Below are 21,630 nucleotides of genomic sequence, written 5' to 3' on the forward strand. Positions count from 1 at the left end.
CAAGCGGGGCATGCTTTATTATCACGCATCTTTTTCAGACCATCGAGAGGCGTGCGGCCCAAACCGCGGGCAGATGGCACGCAGGAAGCCCGGACTAATAAGATGGCATTGAAATCCCCCGCGTTTCGTAGAAAATTTCCGTTGCTGGTAACCGGCAGTCTGCTGGCCTTGCAACCCTTCGCCACCTCATTCGTGGTCGCCGCGGAACAGTATGACTGCTCAGTCTCTGCTTCGGGTGCCTGGGATTGCGCGCCAAAAACCGCCGCAGCCCCGTTGCCACCACGCCCGGTGCATGACGGTGCAGCCGTCAGCTCCGCCAACAGCACGGCGCAAGCCGATGCTGGCGGCAAAGCCGAGGCCGAGCCCAAGACCGCACTGGTCACCGAATCCAAGGGCCGTGGCCTGCGTTCGCGCAGCGCCGACTACAGCCACCTGGACTGGGTACCGCGCGACAAGCTGACCGCAGCGCAACTGGCCGAAACCGGCCCTTACTGCGGCGGTGCGTACATCGAGCCGACTCGTCCTGGCATGAACGACAAGACGAACAAGAGCGATGCGCCTACCTTCATCGGCGCCAAGGCCTCGCGTTACGAGCAGGAGTCGCAGGTTGCGACCCTGGCAGGCGACGTCGTCATGCGCCAGGGCAGCATGCAGCTGGAGTCGGAAGAAGCCAGCCTGTACCAGGCCGAGAACCGTGGCGAGCTGAACGGCAACGTCCGTCTGCGCGACAACGGTGCACTGATCGTGGGTGACCACGCCGAAGTGCAACTCGATACCGGCGCGGCCCAGATCGACAATGCCGAATACGTGATGCACAAGTCGCGCATCCGCGGTAACGCGCTGTACGCCAAGCGTGCCGAGAACGCGATCATCCGTCTCAAGGACGGTACGTACACCACGTGCGAGCCAGACAGCAACGCCTGGCAGCTCAAGGGCAACAACATCACGTTGAACCCGGCCACCGGTTTCGGTACGGCCACCAACGCGACGTTGCGGGTCAAGAACATCCCGATCCTCTATACGCCTTACATCTACTTCCCGATCGACGACCGTCGTCAATCCGGCTTCCTGCCACCGAGCTTCAGCACCGGCAGCGAAACCGGCTTTACCCTGGTGACGCCGTACTACTTCAACCTGGCGCCGAACTATGACGCCACGTTGTACCCGCAATACATGACCAAGCGCGGCATGATGATGGAAGGCGAATTCCGCTACCTCACCAAGTCCAGCGAAGGCCAGTTCGGCGGCGCGTACCTGAACGACGACAACGACGAACGCAAGCGTCAGACCGACTACGAAAAAACCCGCTACATGCTCAACTGGCAGCACAAGGGCGGGCTGGATTCGCGCGTACTGACCGAGGTCGACTACACCACGATCAGCGATCCCTACTACTTCCAGGACCTCAAGTCCTACCAGGAAGGTGTAGAGAGTCGCGACTACTTGAACCAGCAAGGTGCCGTGACTTATCGCGGCGACACCTTCCAGGCGCGCTTGAACCTGCAGGCCTACCAGCTGGCAACGATTTCGCAGGTCACTCCGTATAACCGCCTGCCGCAGATCACCTTCAATGGTCAGCTGCCGTATCACCCGGGCGGCTTGAACTTCAGCTACGAGACCGAGGCCGTGCGCTTCGATCGCGACCTGGAGAACGGCAACTTCACCAATGAAAACGGTGAAACCGAAGCACGCCTGGACACCTACGTGCGTGGCCTGACCCGTGCAAACGGTACCCGCCTGAACGTAGCACCAGCCGTCGAATACCCGATGAACTGGACCTACGGCTTCGTTACACCGAAGCTCAAGTACGTGTACACCAAGTACGACCTGGACCTGGACAACATCGGCAAGAACCAGATCATTGCTGACCAGGCTACATCGGTGGCAAATGGAACACAGTACGCCGGTGGCACCTTCAAAAGCTCCCAAGACCGTGCGGTCCCAGTGGCCAGCATCGACAGCGGCCTGTACTTCGATCGCAATACCAACTGGTTCGGCAAAGACTATCGCCAGACCCTCGAGCCACGTGCGTTCTACCTGTACGTGCCGAACAAGGACCAGGCTGATATCCCGGTCTTCGACACCAGCGAGTACTCGTTCAGCTACGCTTCGCTGTTCCGCGACAACCGCTTCAGCGGCTCCGACCGGATCGGCGACGAGAACAAGCTGTCCCTGGGCCTGACCAGCCGCTGGATCGAAGAGAATGGCTTCGAGCGTCAGCGCGTGTCCGTGGGCCAGGCGCTGTACTTCAAGGATCGTGAAGTGCAATTGCCAGGCATCCTGGCGGCTGACCGTGCCGATGCACAGTCGGATGTTTCCCCGGTTGCCCTGGACTATGAGTTCCGCTTCAACCGCGACTGGCGCGCCACTGCCGACTACAACTGGGACACCGAGGAACACAGTCCCCGTTCCGGCAGCGCGATGCTCCACTACCAGCCGGAAGACAACCCGAACAAGATCATCAACGTGGGTTATCGCTATCGTAACGACCAGGTTGTCTACAACCAGCTGACCGGCAAATGGCAGTTTGGTGGCGACTACGGCCAGCCAGGCGACGCGAATTTCGTGAAGGATTACTACAAAATCCAACAACACGACTTCTCGATGATGTGGCCGATCATTCCTCAGTGGAACCTGATCACCCGCTGGCAGTATGACTACGCCCGCAACCGTACCCTGGAAGCCTTCGGTGGTTTCGAGTACGACAACTGCTGCTGGAAACTGCGCGTCATCAACCGTTACTGGGTTTCCAACGACGAATACAGCCAGATCGCCCCGCTTAACGAAAAGGGTGACCACGGGCTCTTCTTCCAGATCGTCCTCAAAGGACTCGGCGGCCTGACCGGCGCCAAGGTAGAGAGCTTCCTCGACAAAGGCATTGAAGGTTATCGTGAACGTGAAAACCAAGCTTTCTGATTGTCTGCGCCCGCTAGTGCTGGGCGCGCTGTTCCTGGGTACCGCATCGGCGCACGCTGCGGTTCAAGAACTGGATAAGGTCGTGGCCATCGTCGATAACGATGTGATCATGCAGAGCCAACTGGACCAGCGCGTCAAGGAAGTCCAGCAAACCATCGCCAAGCGTGGCGGTGGCGTGCCACCGACCAGCGTCCTGGACCAACAGGTACTGGAACGCTTGATCGTCGAAAACCTGCAACTGCAGATCGGTGATCGTTCCGGCATCCGTATTTCGGACGAAGAACTGAACCAGGCCGTGGGCACCATCGCCCAGCGCAACAACATGAGCATTGACCAGTTCCGTGCAGCCCTGGCCCACGACGGTTTGTCCTATGAGGACGCCCGTGACCAGATCCGCCGTGAAATGATCATCAGCCGTGTGCGTCAGCGCCGTGTTGCCGAACGGGTCCAGGTATCGGAACAAGAAGTGAAGAACTTCCTGGCATCCGACCTGGGCAAGATGCAGCTTTCCGAAGAACTGCACCTGGCCAACATCCTGATCCCGACACCGGACAGCGCCAACTCCGAGCAGCTCAATGCAGCCGCCGCCAAGACCCAGGCTATCTATGATCGCCTGAAAGCCGGTGCCGACTTTGCCCAGATGGCCATTGCCCAATCCGGCAGCGACAACGCCCTCGAAGGCGGTGACATGGGCTGGCGTAAAGCCGCTCAATTGCCACCTCCCTTCGATCGTGAACTGAGCGCAATGGAAGTGGGCGGCATCACCCAGCCAGCCCGTACGCCAGGTGGCTTCATCATCCTGAAATTGCTGGAACGTCGCGGTGGCGAGACCTCGCTGAAAGACGAAGTGCATGTTCGTCATATCCTGGTCAAACCAAGCGAAATCCGCACTGAAGCCCAAACCAAGGAACTGGCCCAGAAGATCTATGACCGCATCGAAAGCGGTGAAGACTTCGCCACCCTGGCCAAGAGCTTCTCGGAAGATCCGGGTTCTGCCCTCAACGGTGGCGACCTGAATTGGATCGACCCTAAAGCCTTGGTGCCAGAGTTCCAGCAAGTGATGGCCGACACCCCGCAAGGCGTGCTGTCCAAGCCGTTCAAGACCCAATATGGCTGGCACGTGCTGGAAGTCCTTGGCCGTCGCGCCACCGACAACACCAGTCAGGCCCGCGAGCAACAAGCGTTGAACGTGCTGCGTAACCGCAAATACGACGAAGAGCTGCAAACCTGGCTGCGTCAGATCCGCGACGAAGCCTACGTTGAGAACAAGCTGCCAGGCGCCCAGACAGGCACCGACCAGGCCGTTCAGTGAAACCCCAGCGTTTCGCGGTGACACCCGGCGAGCCGGCCGGCATTGGTCCTGACCTGTGCCTGCTGCTCGCCTCGCAACCCCAGCCACACCCCCTGATTGCCATTACCAGCCACGACCTGCTCCTTGAGCGGGCCGTGCAACTGGGTGTGGCTGTCAACTTGCTGAAGGTGGCGCCAGGCAACTGGCCCGACCTGCCCGCCCCCGCCGGCAGCCTGTACGTGTGGGACACCCCGCTGCAGGCCAAGGTGGTTGCTGGGCAACTGGACAAGGCCAATGCAGCGTTCGTGCTGGAAACCCTGACGCGCGCGGGGCAAGGCTGCATCGACGGCGACTTCGCCGGCATGATCACTGCGCCAGTGCACAAGGGCGTGATCAACGAATCCGGCATCGCGTTTTCCGGTCACACCGAATTTCTCGCCGAACTGACCCACACCGAACAAGTGGTGATGATGCTGGCGACGCGCGGCCTGCGGGTCGCTCTGGTGACCACGCACCTGCCGCTGCGTGAGATTGCCGATGCCATCACCGCCGAACGACTGGAACGCGTGACGCGCATCCTGCACGCCGACCTGCAACAGAAGTTCGGCATCGCCCAACCGCGCATCCTGGTCTGTGGGCTCAACCCCCACGCCGGTGAAGGCGGCCACTTGGGCCATGAAGAAATCGACATCATCGAACCAACCCTGGAGCGTCTGCGCCAAGAAGGCATGGACCTGCGCGGCCCACTGCCTGCGGACACTCTGTTTACCCCCAAATATCTGGAGCACTGCGATGCAGTGCTGGCGATGTACCACGACCAGGGGCTGCCGGTGCTTAAATACAAAGGCTTCGGCGCCGCAGTCAACGTGACACTGGGCCTGCCGATCATCCGCACCTCCGTCGACCATGGCACCGCCCTGGATTTGGCGGGCAGTGGCAAGATCGATACCGGCAGCCTGCACGTGGCCCTGGAAACCGCCTATCAGATGGCCGAGACCCGTATATGACTGAGCATTACCAACACCGGGCGCGCAAGCGCTTCGGGCAAAACTTCCTGCACGACGCTGGCGTGATCGACCGTATCCTGCGCTCCATCCATGCCAAGCCCGAAGACCGTCTGCTGGAAATCGGCCCAGGCCAGGGCGCATTGACTCAAGGCCTGCTGGCCAGTGGCGGCCAATTGGACGTGGTTGAGTTGGACAAGGACCTGATCCCGATCCTCAACCAGCAGTTCGCCGGCATGCCCAACTTCAACCTGCATCAAGGTGATGCATTGAAGTTCGACTTCAATACCCTCAACGCCGCGCCCAACAGCCTGCGGGTGGTGGGAAACCTGCCATACAACATCTCTACGCCGCTGATTTTCCACCTGCTGAACAATGCCGGGATCATCCGCGACATGCACTTCATGCTGCAAAAGGAAGTGGTGGAACGCCTGGCTGCCGGGCCTGGCGGTGGCGATTGGGGCCGTCTGTCGATCATGGTCCAGTACCACTGTCGCGTCGAACACCTGTTCAACGTCGGCCCGGGCGCGTTCAATCCGCCGCCTAAGGTCGATTCGGCCATCGTGCGCCTGGTGCCGCATGCCGTGCTGCCACACCCGGCCAAGGATCACAAACTGCTGGAGCGCGTCGTACGCGAAGCCTTCAACCAGCGCCGCAAGACCCTGCGAAACACGCTCAAGGCGTTGTTGAGCAATGCCGAGATCGAGGCCGCCGGCGTCGACGGCAGCCTGCGTCCCGAGCAACTGGACCTGGCCGCGTTCGTGCGCCTGGCTGACCAGCTTGCCATTCAACCCACGCCAGCCGCTGAATAACCCTGTAGTAGCCGGCTTGCCGGCGATGTCGCCCTCAAGATCGCCATCGCCGGCAAGCCGACTACCATAAGGGCGTGCCCACCCGGCCAGACAGCAAGTCTGGCCTAGTGCCCTCCTCTTGGCCTAGACTGACCCGCATCTGCTGTCCTCCGCTTTTGCTTTTAAGGCCTCTTGCATGTCCGATCCTCGCTACCAGATCGACGTCAGCGTCGTCACCCGCTTCCTGGCGGACCAATCGCAACCTGAACAGAACCGCTTCGCCTTTGCCTACACCATCACGGTGAAAAACAACGGGCTGGTGCCGGCCAAGCTGCTGTCGCGCCACTGGGTCATCACCGACGGTGACGGTCAGGTCGAAGAAGTTCGCGGTGCAGGCGTGGTGGGTCAACAGCCGTTGATCGACAGCGGCGCCAGCCACACCTACAGCAGCGGCACGGTGATGACCTCCAAGGTCGGCACCATGCAGGGCTCGTATCAGATGAAAGCCACCGACGGCCAACTGTTCGACGCCATCATTGCGCCCTTCCGCCTTGCAGTGCCGGGAGCCCTGCACTGATGGCAACCTACGCGGTCGGCGACCTGCAAGGCTGCCTGGAGCCCCTCAAGTGCCTGCTTGAACGCGTAAGCTTCGATCCGGGCAACGATCGACTGTGGCTGGTCGGTGACCTGGTCAATCGTGGCCCGGCATCCCTGGAGACGCTGCGCTACTTATATAGCCTGCGCGAATCCCTGGTGTGCGTACTGGGCAACCACGACCTGCACCTGCTGGCGGCCGGCAATAACATCGAGCGCCTGAAAAAGGGCGATACCCTGCGCGAAATCCTCGAAGCGCCCGATCGCGCCGAGTTGCTCGACTGGCTGCGCCGGCAAAAAATCATGCATTACGATGAAGGCCGCAACATGGCGCTGGTCCATGCGGGCATCCCACCCCAGTGGACACTCAAGAAAGCCCTCAAATGTGCCGCCGAAGTCGAGAGCGCCCTCGCCGATGACAACCTGTACACCGCTTATCTTGACGGCATGTACGGTAACGAGCCGGTGAAGTGGGACAACGACCTCACGGGCGTCACGCGGCTGCGGGTGATCACGAATTACTTCACGCGCATGCGCTTTTGCACCGCGGAAGGCAAGCTGGACCTCAAGAGCAAGGAAGGTGCCGACACCGCACTGCCTGGCTACAAACCCTGGTTCGCCCACAAGGAACGCAAAACCCGCGACACGAAGATCGTCTTCGGTCACTGGGCCGCCCTTGAGGGCAAATGCGATGAACCCGGCGTATTCGCCCTCGACACCGGTTGTGTGTGGGGCGGCGCCATGACCCTGATGAACATCGACACGGGCGAGCGCCACAGCTGCCAGTGCGAATCCCCCCTTCCCGTTACACTGCCGGCCGCCGCCAAGCGCTAGACGCCGCCGCTGCCAAGCCCAAGGAGCCCGCCATGAGCGAATTCAAACGTATCCCCCCTGAACAAGCCCAGGCCCTGCGCGAGAGAGGTGCCGTGGTGGTCGACATCCGTGACCAGCCGACCTATTTGGCTGCCCACATCACCGGCGCCCAACACCTGGACAACGTCAACATCGCCGATTTCATCCGCGCTGCCGACCTCGATGCGCCGGTGATCGTGGCCTGCTACCACGGCAATTCCAGCCAGAGCGCGGCGGCCTACCTGATCAGCCAGGGCTTCTCCGACGTCTACAGCCTGGACGGTGGCTTTGAGCTGTGGCGCACGACCTATCCTGCGGAAATTTCCTCAGGCAATTCGCAATAATTTTTTTACACCCCGCTACCCCGCGTGACGCTTGGGCTCGCGCCGTTTCTGACGAACGGCGCAGCCAAACTAATTGCGCATCGCGCCTTGACCTCTCCGATTCCGAACTATCCTTAAGCGCAGGCCATCCGAATCAGGGGAGAGCCGGTACACCGGCGTGCGGGTCATCGGTAGCGTTTCAGGGTGTTTGGGGGGAAAACAGCCGTTGGCGTTCGCCAATGTCTGCCAGCATCGACTGATTGATCCGGCGTCGGCTCCACGTATCGAGCGAGGTGACGACGTCATGAGTATTTTTAGCCACTTCAAAAACCGCTTCGAATCCACACAGCAGGAAGAACTCACGCTGCAAGAGTATCTCGAGCTGTGCAAACAGGATCGCAGCACCTACGCCTCTGCCGCCGAACGTCTGCTGCTGGCAATTGGCGAGCCGGAGCTGATAGACACCTCGAACAATTCGCGCCTGTCGCGGATATTCTCCAACAAGGTGATCCGCCGTTATCCGGCCTTTGAAGACTTCCACGGAATGGAAGAATGCATTGACCAGATCGTCTCCTACTTCCGCCATGCCGCCCAAGGCCTGGAAGAAAAGAAACAGATCCTCTATCTGCTCGGTCCCGTCGGCGGCGGCAAGTCGTCCCTGGCCGAAAAACTCAAACAGCTGATCGAGAAGGTGCCCTTCTACGCCATCAAGGGCTCACCGGTCTTCGAGTCGCCCCTGGGCCTGTTCAACGCCACGGAAGATGGCGCGATCCTCGAAGAAGACTTCGGCATCCCGCGCCGCTACCTCAACACCATCATGTCGCCGTGGGCCACCAAGCGCCTGGCCGAGTTCGGCGGTGATATCAGCCAATTCCGCGTGGTGAAACTCTACCCATCGATCCTCAACCAGATCGGCGTAGCCAAGACCGAACCAGGCGACGAGAACAACCAGGACATTTCGGCCCTGGTGGGCAAGGTCGATATCCGCAAACTCGAGGAATTCCCACAGAACGACGCCGACGCCTACAGCTACTCGGGCGCACTGTGCCGGGCCAACCAGGGCCTGATGGAGTTCGTGGAAATGTTCAAGGCACCGATCAAGGTGCTGCACCCCCTGCTTACCGCGACCCAGGAAGGCAACTACAACAGCACCGAGGGCCTGGGCGCGATCCCGTTCACCGGGATCCTGCTGGCCCACTCCAACGAATCGGAATGGCACACCTTCCGCAACAACAAGAACAACGAAGCCTTCATCGACCGGATCTACATCGTCAAGGTGCCGTACTGCCTGCGGGTCAGCGATGAAATCAAGATCTACGACAAGCTGCTGTTCAACAGCTCCCTGTCCAAGGCTCATTGCGCACCCGACACTTTGAAGATGCTCGCCCAGTTCACCGTGCTGTCGCGCCTCAAGGAGCCGGAAAACTCGAACATCTATTCGAAGATGCGCGTGTACGACGGCGAAAACCTCAAGGACACCGATCCGAAGGCCAAATCGATCCAGGAATACCGCGACACTGCCGGCGTGGACGAGGGCATGAACGGCCTGTCGACACGCTTTGCGTTCAAGATCCTGTCCAAGGTCTTCAACTTCGACCCGCACGAGATCGCCGCCAACCCTGTGCATTTGCTCTACGTGCTGGAACAGCAGATCGAGCAGGAACAATTCCAGGCGGAGACCCGCGAGCGCTACCTGCGCTTCCTCAAGGAATACCTGGCGCCGCGCTATATCGAGTTCATCGGCAAGGAAATCCAGACCGCGTACCTGGAGTCCTACAGCGAGTACGGCCAGAACATCTTCGACCGCTACGTGCTCTACGCCGACTTCTGGATCCAGGACCAGGAATACCGCGACCCGGAAACCGGCGAAATCCTCAACCGCGTAGCGCTCAACGAGGAACTGGAAAAAATCGAGAAACCCGCCGGTATCAGCAATCCGAAGGATTTCCGCAACGAAATCGTCAACTTCGTACTGCGCGCCAGGGCCAACAACAACGGCAAGAACCCTACCTGGCTCAGCTACGAGAAGCTGCGGGTGGTCATCGAGAAGAAAATGTTCTCCAATACCGAGGATCTGCTGCCGGTCATCAGCTTCAACGCCAAGGCCAGCAAGGAGGACCAGCAAAAACACAACGACTTCGTCACACGAATGGTCGAGCGCGGCTACACCGACAAACAGGTACGGCTGCTCTCCGAGTGGTACCTGCGGGTTCGCAAATCGCAGTAAGGCAGCGACAGGCGCACGCTGCCGGGCCTCAGGCCTGGCAGCCGACCGCTTGTCTCTAAGCTTCCAGCTCGCGGCTTGAAGCTTGTAACGTGAAGCTGCCCGGAGGGCTCCCCATGAGCTATGTGATCGACCGACGCCTCAATGGCAAGAACAAAAGCACGGTAAACCGCCAGCGTTTCCTGCGGCGTTACCGTGACCACATCAAAAAGGCCGTTGAAGAGGCCGTCAGCCGCCGTTCCATTACCGATATGGAGCATGGCGAACAAATCAGCATTCCCGGACGGGACATCGACGAACCGGTGCTGCACCACGGCCGGGGCGGTAAGCAGACCGTCGTGCACCCAGGCAACAAGGAGTTCACCACCGGCGAACACATCCAGCGCCCCCAAGGCGGTGGCGGCGGCAAAGGCCCGGGCAAGGCGGGTAACTCCGGCGAAGGCATGGACGAGTTCGTGTTCCAGATCACCCAGGAAGAATTCCTCGAATTCATGTTCGAGGACCTGGAACTGCCCAATTTGGTCAAGCGCAACCTGACCGGCACCGACACGTTCAAGACCGTGCGCGCCGGGATCAGCAACGAGGGCAACCCGTCACGCATCAATATTATTCGCACCCTGCGCTCGGCCCATGCCCGGCGTATCGCCCTTTCCGGCAGCAGCCGCGCCAAACTGAAGGAAGCCAAGGACGAATTGGCGCGCCTGAAGCGTGAAGAACCGGATAACTTCGGCGATATTCAAGAAATCGAGGCGGAAATCGAGAAACTCAGCGCGCGTATTCATCGCGTGCCCTTCCTCGACACCTTTGACCTGAAGTACAACCTGCTGGTCAAACAGCCCAATCCCAGCTCCAAGGCGGTGATGTTCTGCCTGATGGACGTGTCGGGCTCCATGACGCAGGCCACCAAGGACATCGCCAAGCGCTTCTTCATCCTGCTGTACCTGTTCCTCAAGCGGAACTACGACAAGATCGACGTCGTGTTCATTCGCCATCACACCAGCGCACGGGAAGTGGACGAAGAAGAGTTCTTCTATTCACGCGAAACCGGCGGCACCATCGTTTCCAGCGCCTTGAAACTGATGCAAGAGATCATGGCCGAACGCTATCCGGCCAATGAGTGGAACATCTACGCCGCCCAGGCCTCGGACGGGGACAACTGGAACGACGACTCGCCCATCTGCCGCGACATCCTGATCAACCAGATCATGCCGTTTGTGCAGTACTACACTTACGTTGAAATCACCCCCCGTGAGCACCAGGCACTGTGGTTCGAATACGAGCGCATCGGCGAAGCCTTTGCCGACACATTCGCCCAACAGCAATTGGTCTCGGCCGGCGATATCTACCCGGTCTTCCGTGAACTCTTCCAGCGCAGGTTAGTGACATGACCGCCAAAAAAGAGCAAAAACGCCAACCTATCTCCACGGGCTCCGAGTGGACCTTTGAACTGATCCAGGCCTATGACCGGGAAATCAGCCGCATCGCGGCGGGTTATGCGCTGGACACCTACCCCAACCAGATCGAAGTGATCACCGCCGAACAGATGATGGATGCCTATGCATCGGTGGGCATGCCGCTGGGCTATCACCATTGGTCCTACGGCAAACACTTCCTCAGCACCGAGAAGTCCTATACTCGGGGCCAGATGGGCCTGGCCTACGAGATCGTGATCAACTCCGACCCCTGCATTGCTTACCTGATGGAAGAAAACACCATCTGCATGCAGGCACTGGTGGTGGCGCATGCCTGCTACGGGCATAACAGCTTCTTCAAGGGCAATTACCTGTTTCGCACCTGGACCGACGCCAGTTCGATCATCGATTACCTTGTGTTCGCCAAGCAGTACATCATGCAGTGCGAGGAACGCCACGGCATCGACGCAGTGGAAGACCTGCTCGACTCCTGCCACGCGCTGATGAACTATGGCGTGGACCGCTACAAACGCCCGTACCCGATCTCCGCCGAGGAAGAACGCCTGCGCCAGAAGGAACGCGAGGAACACCTGCAGAAACAGATCAACGACCTGTGGCGCACCATCCCCAAGCGCGCTGGCAAGAACAGCGACAAGGACAATGCACGCTTCCCCGCCGAACCCCAGGAAAACATCTTGTACTTCCTGGAAAAGCACGCCCCCTTGCTTGAACCTTGGCAACGGGAAATCGTGCGCATCGTGCGCAAGATCGCCCAGTATTTCTATCCACAGCGCCAGACCCAGGTCATGAACGAAGGCTGGGCAACGTTCTGGCACTACACGCTGATGAATGACCTGTACGACGAGGGCCTGGTCACCGACGGCTTCATGATGGAGTTCCTGACCTCTCACACCAGCGTAGTCTTCCAGCCCGGCTTCGACAGCCCTTACTACAACGGCATCAACCCCTATGCGCTGGGCTTTGCCATGTACCGCGACATCCGGCGCATGTGCGAACACCCTACCGAGGAAGACCGCCGCTGGTTCCCGGAAATCGCTGGCAGCGATTGGTTGTCCACCATCAAGTTCGCCATGAGCAGCTTCAAGGATGAAAGTTTTATCCTGCAGTACCTGTCGCCTCAGGTGATCCGCGATCTCAAGCTGTTCAGCATTCTCGACGATGACCTCAAGGATGATCTGGTAGTGCCGGCGATCCACGATGAACCTGGCTACCGCATCATCCGCGAAACCCTGGCGGCGCAGTACAACCTGGGTAATCGCGAACCCAACGTGCAGATCTACAGCATCGATGTGCGTGGCGACCGCTCGCTGACCTTGCGTCACCAGCAGCACGACCGAAAACCCCTGGGTGAGTCCACCGAGGAGGTGCTCAAGCACTTGCACCGGCTATGGGGCTTCGATATCCATCTGGAAACCCTGCAAGGCGATCAGGTGATGAAGACCCATCATGTGCCACCGCGCACCGATCACAACGACAACGACTACGGTCGCCTGGACCTGGCCGTCGTACATCTCTGAAACAGCAAAGCCTCCATTGGCCAGGCACAGACGGTATCCTGTGGCGCTAATGGAGGCTTTTTCATGAAAATCTACAAAGTCGGCGGTGCCGTGCGTGACCGCCTGCTGGGCATCAAGGTCACCGACATCGACCGCGTCGTCGTGGGCGCAACCACCGAGGAGATGCTGGCCAGGGGCTTCAAGCCTGTGGGCGCAGACTTCCCGGTATTCCTGGACCCGAAAAACGGCGACGAATACGCCTTGGCCCGTACCGAACGCAAGAGCGGCCGCGGCTACGGCGGCTTTGTGTTTCATGCCAGCCCCGAAGTTACCCTGGAAGAGGACCTGATCCGTCGCGACCTGACCATCAATGCGATGGCGGAAGACGACGACGGCAACCTGACCGATCCCTATCACGGCCAGCGTGATCTTGAAGCACGCATTCTGCGCCACGTTTCCCCGGCGTTCGCCGAAGATCCATTACGTGTACTGCGAGTCGCGCGCTTTGCTGCGCGCTATGCGCACTTGGGTTTTACCGTCGCGCCGGAAACGCTGGAACTCATGCGTCAACTCAGCGAATCCGGCGAGTTGGAAGCCCTGACACCTGAGCGCAGCTGGAAAGAAATATCCCGGGCACTGATGGAGGACCAGCCTCAGGTGTTCATCCAGGTACTGCGCGACTGTAATGCGCTGAAAACCTTGATGCCCGAGGTCGATGCACTGTTTGGTGTACCGCAACCCGCAGTTCATCACCCGGAAATCGATACCGGCCTGCACACCTTGAGCGTGTTGGAACAGGCTGCACTCCACCAGCAGCCGCTGACTGTGCGTTGGGCCTGCCTGCTTCACGACCTGGGCAAAGGCACGACACCTGTGGATAAGTTGCCGCAGCACATTGCCCATGAACACCGGGGTTTGGAGCTGATCAAGGCTGTCAATGAACGCTTCAAAGTACCGAAGGATTGCCAGGAATTGGCGTTGCTGGTGGGCCAATACCACACTCACGGCCATCGGGCACTTGAGCTAAGAGCCTCGACGTTGCTGGAATTGCTGCAGAGCTTTGACGTGTATCGTCGGCCACAGCGCTTTGAAGAGTTTGTGGTCGCCTGCGAGATGGACGCCCGAGGCCGCAAGGGGCTGGAGCAAAGAAGTTATCCACAAGCGGATTATTTGCGTGGGGCCGCGAAGGCCGCTCGCGAAGTGGCGGTTGCCCCCTTACTGGAGAAGGGTTTCAAAGGCCCTGAGCTGGGCGAGGCCCTCAAGCGCGAACGGCTCAAGGCCCTAAAAATCTACAAAGAACACCACGCACTGTAGGCGCTCGGCTTGTCGGCGATAGCGACCTCAAGAACGCCATCGCCGGCAAGCCGGACTCCTACAGGAGAATGTTTGGCGTGAGTGGCTGGCCCTGCCATTCAAACGCGACAGGCGCCAGCACCTGGTCAATCTGCGCGTCGCGCCACAGCTCAGCCAGGCTCTTGCCCACTTCAGGGTGTACGCGCGCGGGCGCCATCAGCGACAGCGGCCACAGCACAAACGCGTTCTTCAGGATCTCTGCACGCGGCAGCACCAAACCATCGAAATTGCCCACTAGATCGCCATACAACAGCACGTCTATATCCAGCGGCAGCCCCTTGCGATCCGGCGCGTAGCGGCCATTGTCGGCCTCAATGAACTTCAAACGGCGATCCAGCTCCATCAACGGCAGATCGGTGTAGGCCGACACCACCAGGTTGAAGAACGGCCCGCTCTTGATACCCACTGGCTGGCTTTCGAACACCGGCGAACAACGCAGATCCGTCAGGAAACTCGCCAACGCGTCCAGACCGGCGCACAGATGCCGCTCACGCTCGATGTTGCTGCCTAGGCCTAGGTAAACCTGAGTTAGCGACATCCGCGCTCGATCTCCACGCCCACGCCCTTGGCAGCCGGCACGGCGCCTGGCTTGGTCAGTTTGAGGTGCAACCAGGGAATCTGGAATTCACTCATCAACACGTCGGCCAGGCGCTCGGCAAAGGTTTCCACCAGTTGGAACTGGGACTGTTCGGCAAACGCCTGGATACGGGCGGACACACTGGCGTAATCCAGCGCCAAGGTCAGGTCGTCACCAGCGGCGGCCGGGCGATTATCCCAGGCGAAGCTCAGGTCCAGGCGCAGGCATTGGCGGATTCCGCGCTCCCAGTCGTAGGCCCCGATGACGGTGTCGACTTCCAGGCCTTCGATAAACACTCTGTCCAAGCACTCTTCTCCGCAGCACGACAAGGGCGCGATGCCCCGTTAGAATCAGGGCGTCCTCGCCCGGAATAGTTAGCATGTTTTGGTCACTGGCGGTTTTCGCCTACCTGCTCGGCTCGCTGTCCTTCGCCATCTTGCTCAGCCGCCTGACGGGAAATCCCGACCCGCGAATGAGTGGCTCAGGCAATGCCGGCGCCACCAATATGTTGCGCCTGGCCGGCAAGAAGCTCGCCGTACTGACGCTTTTGGGTGACGTCTGCAAGGGCCTGTTGCCCGTGCTGATCGCCAGCCTCGCCGGCCTTACCCTGCAACAACAGGCCTGGATCGGCGTATGCGCGGTCCTGGGCCATCTGTTTCCACTGTACTTCCGCTTTCGCGGTGGCAAAGGCGTCGCCACGGCTGCCGGCATGCTGCTGGGGATTTACCCACCGGCAGCGTTGCTGGCCGTTCTCGCCTGGCTGCTGACGTTCTACCTGACCCGCACCAGCTCACTCGCCGCGCTGATCGCCACTCCGCTCACCCTGCCGCTACTGGCCTGGCAGGAACCGGCGGCATTGCTGCCGATGAGCGTACTGACACTGTTGATCGTCTGGCGCCACCGGGGCAATTTACGCGACCTGTTTGCCGGGCGCGAACGGCATTTTTAAATACGTTCGCTGACCCCGGCCCACGTTACGGCGTTACAGCGGCGACAATTGCTCCATCGGCCAGCGCGCCTGCACGCTGATCGCCAGGCTCTCATGCTGCCCGGCCTGCAGGCGCTGGCAACCGGCATAGGCGATCATCGCGCCATTGTCGGTGCAGAACTCGGGCCGCGCGTAAAACACATCGCCTTTCATGTCGCCGAGCATTTTTTCCAGTGAACTGCGCAAGGCCTTGTTGGCGCTGACGCCGCCTGCGATCACCAGGCGCTTCATACCCGCCTGTTTCAGGGCGCGCTTGCACTTGATGGTCAAAGTCTCCACCACGGCCTGCTGGAACGCCAGTGCGATGTCGCAACGGGCTTGCTCACTGTCGTCCCCGGCGCTGACGCTCTGCTGCCAGGTGTTCAGCGCGGAGGTTTTCAAGCCGCTGAAGCTGAACATCAAGCCGGGGCGATCACACATCGGGCGCGGGAAGGTGTAGCGACCGGCAACACCCCTTTCGGCGAGACGGGCGATTTCCGGTCCGCCTGGATAATTGAGGCCCATCATCTTCGCGGTCTTGTCGAAAGCTTCCCCGGCGGCGTCATCCAGGGACTCACCCAAAAGGGTGTATTGACCGATACCATCCACCTGAACCAACTGCGTATGGCCGCCCGAAACCAACAAAGCGACGAACGGGAACTGTGGCGGTGTTTTTTCCAGCATCGGCGCCAGTAAATGGCCTTCCATATGATGCACACCGAGGGCCGGAATACCCCAGGCAAAGGCCAGCGCCTGGGCGCAAGAGGCCCCCACCAGCAGGGCCCCGACCAATCCGGGCCCGGCGGTATAGGCAATGGCGTCGATTTCGGTCGGCACGCAGCCGGCCTCATCCAGCACCTGGCGAATCAGGGGCAGCATACGCTTGACGTGATCACGGCTGGCCAGCTCCGGCACCACGCCGCCATAGGCACGGTGCAGGTCGATCTGGCTGAACAGCGCATCGGCCAAGAGCCCGCGTTCACTGTCGTAAAGTGCGACACCGGTTTCGTCGCAGGAGGTTTCAAGTCCCAGTACTAGCATGGGTTTGCGCCTTGTAGAGGCTGAATTCGAAGGCGCGCATAATAGTCGCCACTCCCCCTCCCGACTAGCGGTTTTCGATCAGAGGCTTTGCATTCCGGGCAATGAGGGGTTAACATCCGCAACCCTTAAAAACCGACGACCTCAGCCGCGAATTTTTTGCGACGAGAACGTTGATCCCGGTAATGAAAGAAGGTAGCTCTGGATGCCAGCCGTCAAAGTTAAAGAGAACGAACCCTTCGACGTAGCTCTGCGTCGTTTCAAGCGCTCCTGCGAAAAAGCCGGTGTACTGGCTGAAGTTCGTAGCCGCGAATTTTACGAGAAGCCTACTTCTGAGCGTAAGCGTAAAGCAGCAGCCGCTGTTAAGCGTCACGCCAAGAAAGTTCAGCGCGAACAGCGCCGCGCCGTTCGTCTGTACTAATACACAGACGTCTGTAGCAAGCTTCTGCCAAGCCCGGCCCTCAGCCGGGCTATTGGCATTTGCGGATATCGCTTGATGCTTCACTGTTGACGCCGCACACGCGACCGAGACAACTGCTTCACACGTCAGGACTGGCTTTTTGCCAGCGGTGCACGTCTCTTCTGACGAGCCTAACAAGGCTACTGACGAGCACACTCATTTTGTAAACAGGCGACCCACTGTGTCGACTGTGCCTATCGAAGCGTATCCGAGGCCCGCCATTGGCCAAGACCGGACGCTGGGGCAACATTTCCACACCGATAACTGATCAGAAATTAACGTCAGTGAATATTCGGCAGATACACTTCCGTACACCCCATGCAGTCGCTAGATGCTCGAGCACTCGATACGTGCGCTTGAACACTTCACGGGCCCTCATTTACACGCAGTGATGACGAGAACGCCATGGCCGGGCTGATTCCCCAGAGCTTTATTGACGACCTTCTGAACCGCACCGACATCGTCGATGTTGTCAGCTCGCGCGTGCAAATGAAGAAGGCTGGCAAGAACTACACCGCCTGCTGCCCGTTCCACAAGGAAAAGACCCCGTCGTTCAGCGTGAGCCCCGACAAGCAGTTCTACTACTGTTTCGGTTGTGGCGCGGGCGGCAATGCCCTCGGCTTCATCATGGACCACGACAACCTGGACTTCCCCCAGGCCGTCGAGGAACTGGCAAAAGCCGCCGGCATGGAAATCCCTCGCGAAGAAAGTGGGCGCCCGCACAAACCGCGGCAACCCACGGATTCGCCGCTGTACCCGTTGCTGACTGCCGCTGCCGACTTCTACCGTCAGGCGCTTAAAAGCCATCCGCAACGTAAGGCAGCCGTCGACTATCTCAAGGGTCGCGGCCTCACGGGTGAGATCGCCCGCGACTTCGGGCTGGGGTTCGCCCCGCCCGGCTGGGACAACCTGTACAAGCACCTGAGCAGCGACACTCTCCAGCAAAAAGCCATGATCGACGCAGGCCTGCTGGTGGAAAACGCCGAGACCGGCAAGCGCTACGACAGATTCCGCGACCGCGTGATGTTCCCGATCCGCGACAGCCGGGGCCGCATCATCGCCTTTGGTGGCCGCGTGCTGGGGGACGACAAGCCCAAGTACCTGAACTCGCCGGAAACCCCCGTGTTTCACAAAGGCCAGGAACTCTACGGCCTGTTCGAAGCGCGCAAGAACAACCGCAACCTCGATGAGATCATCGTGGTTGAAGGCTATATGGACGTGATCGCGCTCGCCCAACAGGGCCTGCGCAACGCCGTCGCCACCCTCGGCACCGCTACCAGCGAAGAGCACATGAAACGCCTGTTTCGCGTGGTGCCCAGTGTGCTGTTCTGTTTTGACGGCGACCAGGCGGGCCGAAACGCTGCCTGGCGTGCGCTGGAGGCCACGCTGTCGAGCCTGCAGGACGGCCGTCGCGCGCGCTTTTTGTTCCTGCCCGAAGGCGAAGACCCGGACACCCTGGTGCGCTCCGAAGGCACCGACGCGTTTCGCGCGCGCATCAATCAACATGCACAGCCGCTGGCAGACTATTTCTTCCAGCAACTGACCGAAGAAGCCGACCCGCGCTCCCTCGAGGGCAAGGCCCACATGGCCACCCTCGCCGCCCCGCTGATCGACAAAGTACCCGGCGCCAACCTGAAATCGTTGATGCGCATGCGCTTGCTGGAAATCACTGGGCTTAGCGGTGAAGCCGTCAGCCAGCTGGTGCACAACGCACCCCATGATGCAGCGCCACCGGCCTACGACCCAGGCATGGATTACGACGCCATGCCGGACTATTCCGACTTCCATCAACCGCAGGAAGCCTACGCGCCCCAGCAGGAATGGACGCCGAAGAAACCCGGCGCCGGCGGCAAGAAATGGGACAAGAAACCCTGGAGCAAAAACGGCAAGCGCGGTGACGGCGATGAGGCCTATGCCCCACGCACCCCGGTTGCTGTGGAAGCGCCGACATTGATTGCGCTGCGCACGCTCATCCACCACCCGCAACTGGCGGAAAAGGTCGAGAGCGCCGATCACTTTGCCAACGAGAGCAATACCTACGCCCAGGTGCTGATCGCCTTGATCGAGGCGGTACAGAAAAATCCTAAGCTAAACTCAATTCAGTTGATGGCGCGTTGGCATGGCACCGAACAAGGCCGGTTATTGAAAGCCCTCGCAGAAAAGGAGTGGCTAATTGACGGCGATAACCTTGAACAACAGTTTTTAGACACCATTACTAGGTTATCCGCGGGTCAGCACACGCAGACCCTCGATGAACTCATCAAGAGAGCAAGGCAGCCGGGATTATCGGCTGAAGAGCAAATTCAGATAGCAAAACAGATGCGCGACCTCTTAAAACAGAATGTTTCCGCATCAAACCCGACCTCAGCTGGCGTGTGAGGTCATAGCTCGGGTATAATCCTCGGCTTGTTTTTTGCCCGCCAAGACCTTCAGTGGATAGGGTGTTATGTCCGGAAAAGCGCAACAGCAGTCTCGTATCAAAGAGTTGATCGTTCTCGGTCGTGAGCAGGGTTACCTGACTTACGCGGAGGTCAACGACCACCTGCCTGAGGATATTTCAGATCCAGAGCAGGTGGAAGACATCATCCGCATGATTAACGACATGGGGATCAACGTATTCGAAGCTGCGCCAGATAAGGATTCCCTTATGCTGGCGGACGCCGATACCGACGAGGCTGCCGCTGAAGAAGCGGCTGCCGCGCTGGCTGCTGTGGAGACCGATATCGGTCGTACCACCGACCCTGTGCGCATGTATATGCGTGAAATGGGTACCGTCGAGCTGCTGACACGCGAAGGCGAAATCGAAATCGCCAAGCGTATCGAAGAGGGCATCCGTGAAGTGATGGGCGCAATTGCGCACTTCCCTGGCACGGTTGACCATATTCTCTCCGAGTACACCCGCGTTACCACCGAAGGTGGCCGCCTGTCCGACGTCCTGAGTGGTTACATCGACCCGGACGACGGCATCGCGCCGCCTGCCGCCGAAGTGCCGCCGCCTGTCGATGCCAAGGCTGCAAAAGCCGACGACGACTCCGAAGACGACGACGCTGAAGCCAGCGGCGACGATGAAGACGAAGTTGAAAGCGGTCCAGACCCGATCATCGCTGCCCAGCGTTTCGGTGCGGTTTCCGACCAAATGGAAATCACCCGCAAGGCGCTGAAAAAGCACGGTCGTGGCAACAAGCAGGCGATTGCCGAGCTGTTGGCCCTGGCTGAGCTGTTCATGCCGATCAAGCTGGTGCCGAAGCAATTCGAAGGCCTGGTTGAGCGTGTTCGCAGCGCCCTTGAGCGTCTGCGTGCACAAGAGCGTGCGATCATGCAGCTCTGTGTCCGTGATGCGCGCATGCCGCGTGCCGACTTCCTGCGCCAGTTCCCGGGCAACGAAGTAGACGAAAGCTGGACCGACGCACTGGCCAAGGGCAAGGCGAAATACGCCGAAGCCATTGGTCGCCTGCAGCCGGACATCATTCGCTGCCAGCAGAAGCTGACCGCGCTTGAGACCGAAACCGGTCTGACGATTGCCGAGATCAAGGACATCAACCGTCGTATGTCGATCGGTGAGGCCAAGGCCCGCCGCGCGAAGAAAGAGATGGTCGAAGCCAACTTGCGTCTGGTGATCTCCATCGCCAAGAAGTACACCAACCGTGGCCTGCAATTCCTCGACCTGATCCAGGAAGGCAACATCGGCTTGATGAAAGCGGTGGACAAGTTCGAATACCGTCGCGGCTACAAGTTCTCGACTTATGCCACCTGGTGGATCCGTCAGGCGATCACTCGCTCGATCGCCGACCAGGCCCGCACCATCCGTATTCCGGTGCACATGATCGAGACGATCAACAAGCTCAACCGCATTTCCCGGCAGATGTTGCAGGAAATGGGTCGCGAACCGACCCCGGAAGAGCTGGGCGAACGCATGGAAATGCCTGAGGATAAAATCCGCAAGGTATTGAAGATCGCTAAAGAGCCGATCTCCATGGAAACCCCGATTGGTGATGACGAAGACTCCCATCTGGGTGACTTCATCGAAGACTCGACCATGCAGTCGCCAATCGATGTCGCCACCGTTGAGAGCCTTAAAGAAGCGACTCGTGACGTACTGTCCGGCCTCACTGCCCGTGAAGCCAAGGTACTGCGCATGCGTTTCGGCATCGACATGAATACCGACCACACCCTTGAGGAAGTCGGTAAGCAGTTTGACGTGACCCGTGAGCGGATCCGTCAGATCGAAGCCAAGGCGCTGCGCAAGTTGCGCCACCCGACGCGAAGCGAGCATCTGCGCTCCTTCCTCGACGAGTGATACCAGAACCCCCG

General features: G+C 59.7%; 18 protein-coding genes. 15 read left to right on the top strand and 3 right to left on the bottom strand.

The annotated features are described in order from the left end of the window. Nucleotides 1-102 precede the first annotated feature (102 nt). The 11 genes from KUA23_RS27345 to KUA23_RS27395 all read left to right on the top strand — a co-directional run bounded on the left by KUA23_RS27345 (nucleotide 103) and on the right by KUA23_RS27395 (nucleotide 14,238). Nucleotides 103-2,916 (top strand): LPS-assembly protein LptD, encoded by a 2,814-nt coding sequence (locus KUA23_RS27345; RefSeq protein ID WP_100492016.1) that lies wholly within the window; start codon nucleotides 103-105, stop codon nucleotides 2,914-2,916. Beyond that, a complete protein-coding gene (locus KUA23_RS27350) occupies nucleotides 2,891-4,228 on the top strand; it encodes a peptidylprolyl isomerase (protein ID WP_078050423.1) in 1,338 nt (445 codons plus the stop codon). Before KUA23_RS27345 ends, KUA23_RS27350 begins: the two co-directional genes overlap by 26 nt. Continuing rightward, complete coding sequence (pdxA, locus tag KUA23_RS27355) at nucleotides 4,225-5,214, top strand: 4-hydroxythreonine-4-phosphate dehydrogenase PdxA (protein ID WP_099493041.1); 990 nt, start codon at nucleotides 4,225-4,227, stop codon at nucleotides 5,212-5,214. The genes KUA23_RS27350 and pdxA overlap by 4 nt, the downstream gene beginning before the upstream one ends. Then, entirely contained in the window at nucleotides 5,211-6,023 is an 813-nt protein-coding gene (rsmA, locus tag KUA23_RS27360) for a 16S rRNA (adenine(1518)-N(6)/adenine(1519)-N(6))-dimethyltransferase RsmA (protein WP_078050425.1), read from the top strand. Before pdxA ends, rsmA begins: the two co-directional genes overlap by 4 nt. Before the next feature lie 175 nt (nucleotides 6,024-6,198). Beyond that, complete coding sequence (gene apaG, locus KUA23_RS27365; protein ID WP_010206973.1) at nucleotides 6,199-6,579, top strand: Co2+/Mg2+ efflux protein ApaG; 381 nt, start codon at nucleotides 6,199-6,201, stop codon at nucleotides 6,577-6,579. After that, complete coding sequence (locus tag KUA23_RS27370; RefSeq protein ID WP_078050426.1) at nucleotides 6,579-7,430, top strand: symmetrical bis(5'-nucleosyl)-tetraphosphatase; 852 nt, start codon at nucleotides 6,579-6,581, stop codon at nucleotides 7,428-7,430. The genes apaG and KUA23_RS27370 overlap by 1 nt, the downstream gene beginning before the upstream one ends. 32 nt (nucleotides 7,431-7,462) lie before the next feature. Then, entirely contained in the window at nucleotides 7,463-7,792 is a 330-nt protein-coding gene (glpE, locus tag KUA23_RS27375; protein ID WP_078050427.1) for a thiosulfate sulfurtransferase GlpE, read from the top strand. Nucleotides 7,793-8,075: 283 nt separating this feature from the next. After that, nucleotides 8,076-9,998 carry a PrkA family serine protein kinase gene (locus KUA23_RS27380; RefSeq protein ID WP_078050428.1) on the top strand — a complete coding sequence of 641 codons (1,923 nt, stop codon included), beginning with the start codon at nucleotides 8,076-8,078 and terminating at the stop codon, nucleotides 9,996-9,998. A gap of 113 nt (nucleotides 9,999-10,111) precedes the next feature. Next, nucleotides 10,112-11,383 (top strand): YeaH/YhbH family protein, encoded by a 1,272-nt coding sequence (locus KUA23_RS27385; RefSeq protein ID WP_034109658.1) that lies wholly within the window; start codon nucleotides 10,112-10,114, stop codon nucleotides 11,381-11,383. After that, nucleotides 11,380-12,945 carry a SpoVR family protein gene (locus tag KUA23_RS27390; protein WP_078050429.1) on the top strand — a complete coding sequence of 522 codons (1,566 nt, stop codon included), beginning with the start codon at nucleotides 11,380-11,382 and terminating at the stop codon, nucleotides 12,943-12,945. The genes KUA23_RS27385 and KUA23_RS27390 overlap by 4 nt, the downstream gene beginning before the upstream one ends. Before the next feature lie 63 nt (nucleotides 12,946-13,008). Beyond that, nucleotides 13,009-14,238, top strand: a complete 1,230-nt coding sequence (locus KUA23_RS27395; protein WP_078050430.1) for a multifunctional CCA addition/repair protein — start codon at nucleotides 13,009-13,011, stop codon at nucleotides 14,236-14,238. Nucleotides 14,239-14,296: 58 nt separating this feature from the next. Here the strand turns inward: KUA23_RS27395 and folK are convergent, their stop codons facing one another. Then, nucleotides 14,297-14,815: a 2-amino-4-hydroxy-6-hydroxymethyldihydropteridine diphosphokinase gene (gene folK, locus KUA23_RS27400; RefSeq protein WP_078050431.1), complete on the bottom strand. Its 519-nt coding sequence runs from the start codon at nucleotides 14,813-14,815 to the stop codon at nucleotides 14,297-14,299. Beyond that, complete coding sequence (gene folB / locus KUA23_RS27405) at nucleotides 14,806-15,159, bottom strand: dihydroneopterin aldolase (RefSeq protein ID WP_099493044.1); 354 nt, start codon at nucleotides 15,157-15,159, stop codon at nucleotides 14,806-14,808. The genes folK and folB overlap by 10 nt, the downstream gene beginning before the upstream one ends. A 74-nt stretch (nucleotides 15,160-15,233) precedes the next feature. Between folB and plsY the strand changes: the two genes are divergently transcribed. Next, nucleotides 15,234-15,803: a glycerol-3-phosphate 1-O-acyltransferase PlsY gene (plsY, locus tag KUA23_RS27410; RefSeq protein ID WP_078050433.1), complete on the top strand. Its 570-nt coding sequence runs from the start codon at nucleotides 15,234-15,236 to the stop codon at nucleotides 15,801-15,803. A 33-nt stretch (nucleotides 15,804-15,836) separates the two neighbouring features. Here the strand turns inward: plsY and tsaD are convergent, their stop codons facing one another. Further along, on the bottom strand, nucleotides 15,837-16,862 hold the full coding sequence (tsaD, locus tag KUA23_RS27415) for a tRNA (adenosine(37)-N6)-threonylcarbamoyltransferase complex transferase subunit TsaD (RefSeq protein ID WP_078050434.1): 1,026 nt from the start codon (nucleotides 16,860-16,862) through the stop codon (nucleotides 15,837-15,839). A 202-nt stretch (nucleotides 16,863-17,064) separates the two neighbouring features. Here tsaD and rpsU point away from each other — a divergent pair, with 202 nt between their 5' ends. The 3 genes from rpsU to rpoD all read left to right on the top strand — a co-directional run bounded on the left by rpsU (nucleotide 17,065) and on the right by rpoD (nucleotide 21,616). Beyond that, nucleotides 17,065-17,280 carry a 30S ribosomal protein S21 gene (gene rpsU / locus KUA23_RS27420; protein WP_002551877.1) on the top strand — a complete coding sequence of 72 codons (216 nt, stop codon included), beginning with the start codon at nucleotides 17,065-17,067 and terminating at the stop codon, nucleotides 17,278-17,280. A gap of 444 nt (nucleotides 17,281-17,724) precedes the next feature. Next, nucleotides 17,725-19,698 (top strand): DNA primase, encoded by a 1,974-nt coding sequence (gene dnaG, locus KUA23_RS27425; protein WP_078050435.1) that lies wholly within the window; start codon nucleotides 17,725-17,727, stop codon nucleotides 19,696-19,698. 67 nt (nucleotides 19,699-19,765) lie between these two features. Continuing rightward, nucleotides 19,766-21,616, top strand: coding sequence for an RNA polymerase sigma factor RpoD (rpoD, locus tag KUA23_RS27430; protein ID WP_034109669.1), 1,851 nt, complete (start codon nucleotides 19,766-19,768; stop codon nucleotides 21,614-21,616). Nucleotides 21,617-21,630 lie beyond the last annotated feature (14 nt).

This window comes from Pseudomonas pergaminensis (genome assembly GCF_024112395.2).
Lineage (GTDB): Bacteria > Pseudomonadota > Gammaproteobacteria > Pseudomonadales > Pseudomonadaceae > Aquipseudomonas > Aquipseudomonas pergaminensis.

Excerpts from the sequence above, each read along its gene's own strand:
- KUA23_RS27345 (WP_100492016.1), top strand. The coding sequence starts at position 103 with ATGGCATTGAAATCCCCCGCGTTTCGTAGAAAATTTCCGTTGCTGGTA.
- rsmA (WP_078050425.1), top strand. The coding sequence starts at position 5,211 with ATGACTGAGCATTACCAACACCGGGCGCGCAAGCGCTTCGGGCAAAAC.
- apaG (WP_010206973.1), top strand. The coding sequence starts at position 6,199 with ATGTCCGATCCTCGCTACCAGATCGACGTCAGCGTCGTCACCCGCTTC.
- KUA23_RS27370 (WP_078050426.1), top strand. The coding sequence starts at position 6,579 with ATGGCAACCTACGCGGTCGGCGACCTGCAAGGCTGCCTGGAGCCCCTC.
- glpE (WP_078050427.1), top strand. The coding sequence starts at position 7,463 with ATGAGCGAATTCAAACGTATCCCCCCTGAACAAGCCCAGGCCCTGCGC.
- KUA23_RS27380 (WP_078050428.1), top strand. The coding sequence starts at position 8,076 with ATGAGTATTTTTAGCCACTTCAAAAACCGCTTCGAATCCACACAGCAG.
- KUA23_RS27385 (WP_034109658.1), top strand. The coding sequence starts at position 10,112 with ATGAGCTATGTGATCGACCGACGCCTCAATGGCAAGAACAAAAGCACG.
- KUA23_RS27390 (WP_078050429.1), top strand. The coding sequence starts at position 11,380 with ATGACCGCCAAAAAAGAGCAAAAACGCCAACCTATCTCCACGGGCTCC.
- KUA23_RS27395 (WP_078050430.1), top strand. The coding sequence starts at position 13,009 with ATGAAAATCTACAAAGTCGGCGGTGCCGTGCGTGACCGCCTGCTGGGC.
- folK (WP_078050431.1), bottom strand. The coding sequence starts at position 14,815 with ATGTCGCTAACTCAGGTTTACCTAGGCCTAGGCAGCAACATCGAGCGT.
- plsY (WP_078050433.1), top strand. The coding sequence starts at position 15,234 with ATGTTTTGGTCACTGGCGGTTTTCGCCTACCTGCTCGGCTCGCTGTCC.
- tsaD (WP_078050434.1), bottom strand. The coding sequence starts at position 16,862 with ATGCTAGTACTGGGACTTGAAACCTCCTGCGACGAAACCGGTGTCGCA.
- rpsU (WP_002551877.1), top strand. The coding sequence starts at position 17,065 with ATGCCAGCCGTCAAAGTTAAAGAGAACGAACCCTTCGACGTAGCTCTG.
- dnaG (WP_078050435.1), top strand. The coding sequence starts at position 17,725 with ATGGCCGGGCTGATTCCCCAGAGCTTTATTGACGACCTTCTGAACCGC.
- rpoD (WP_034109669.1), top strand. The coding sequence starts at position 19,766 with ATGTCCGGAAAAGCGCAACAGCAGTCTCGTATCAAAGAGTTGATCGTT.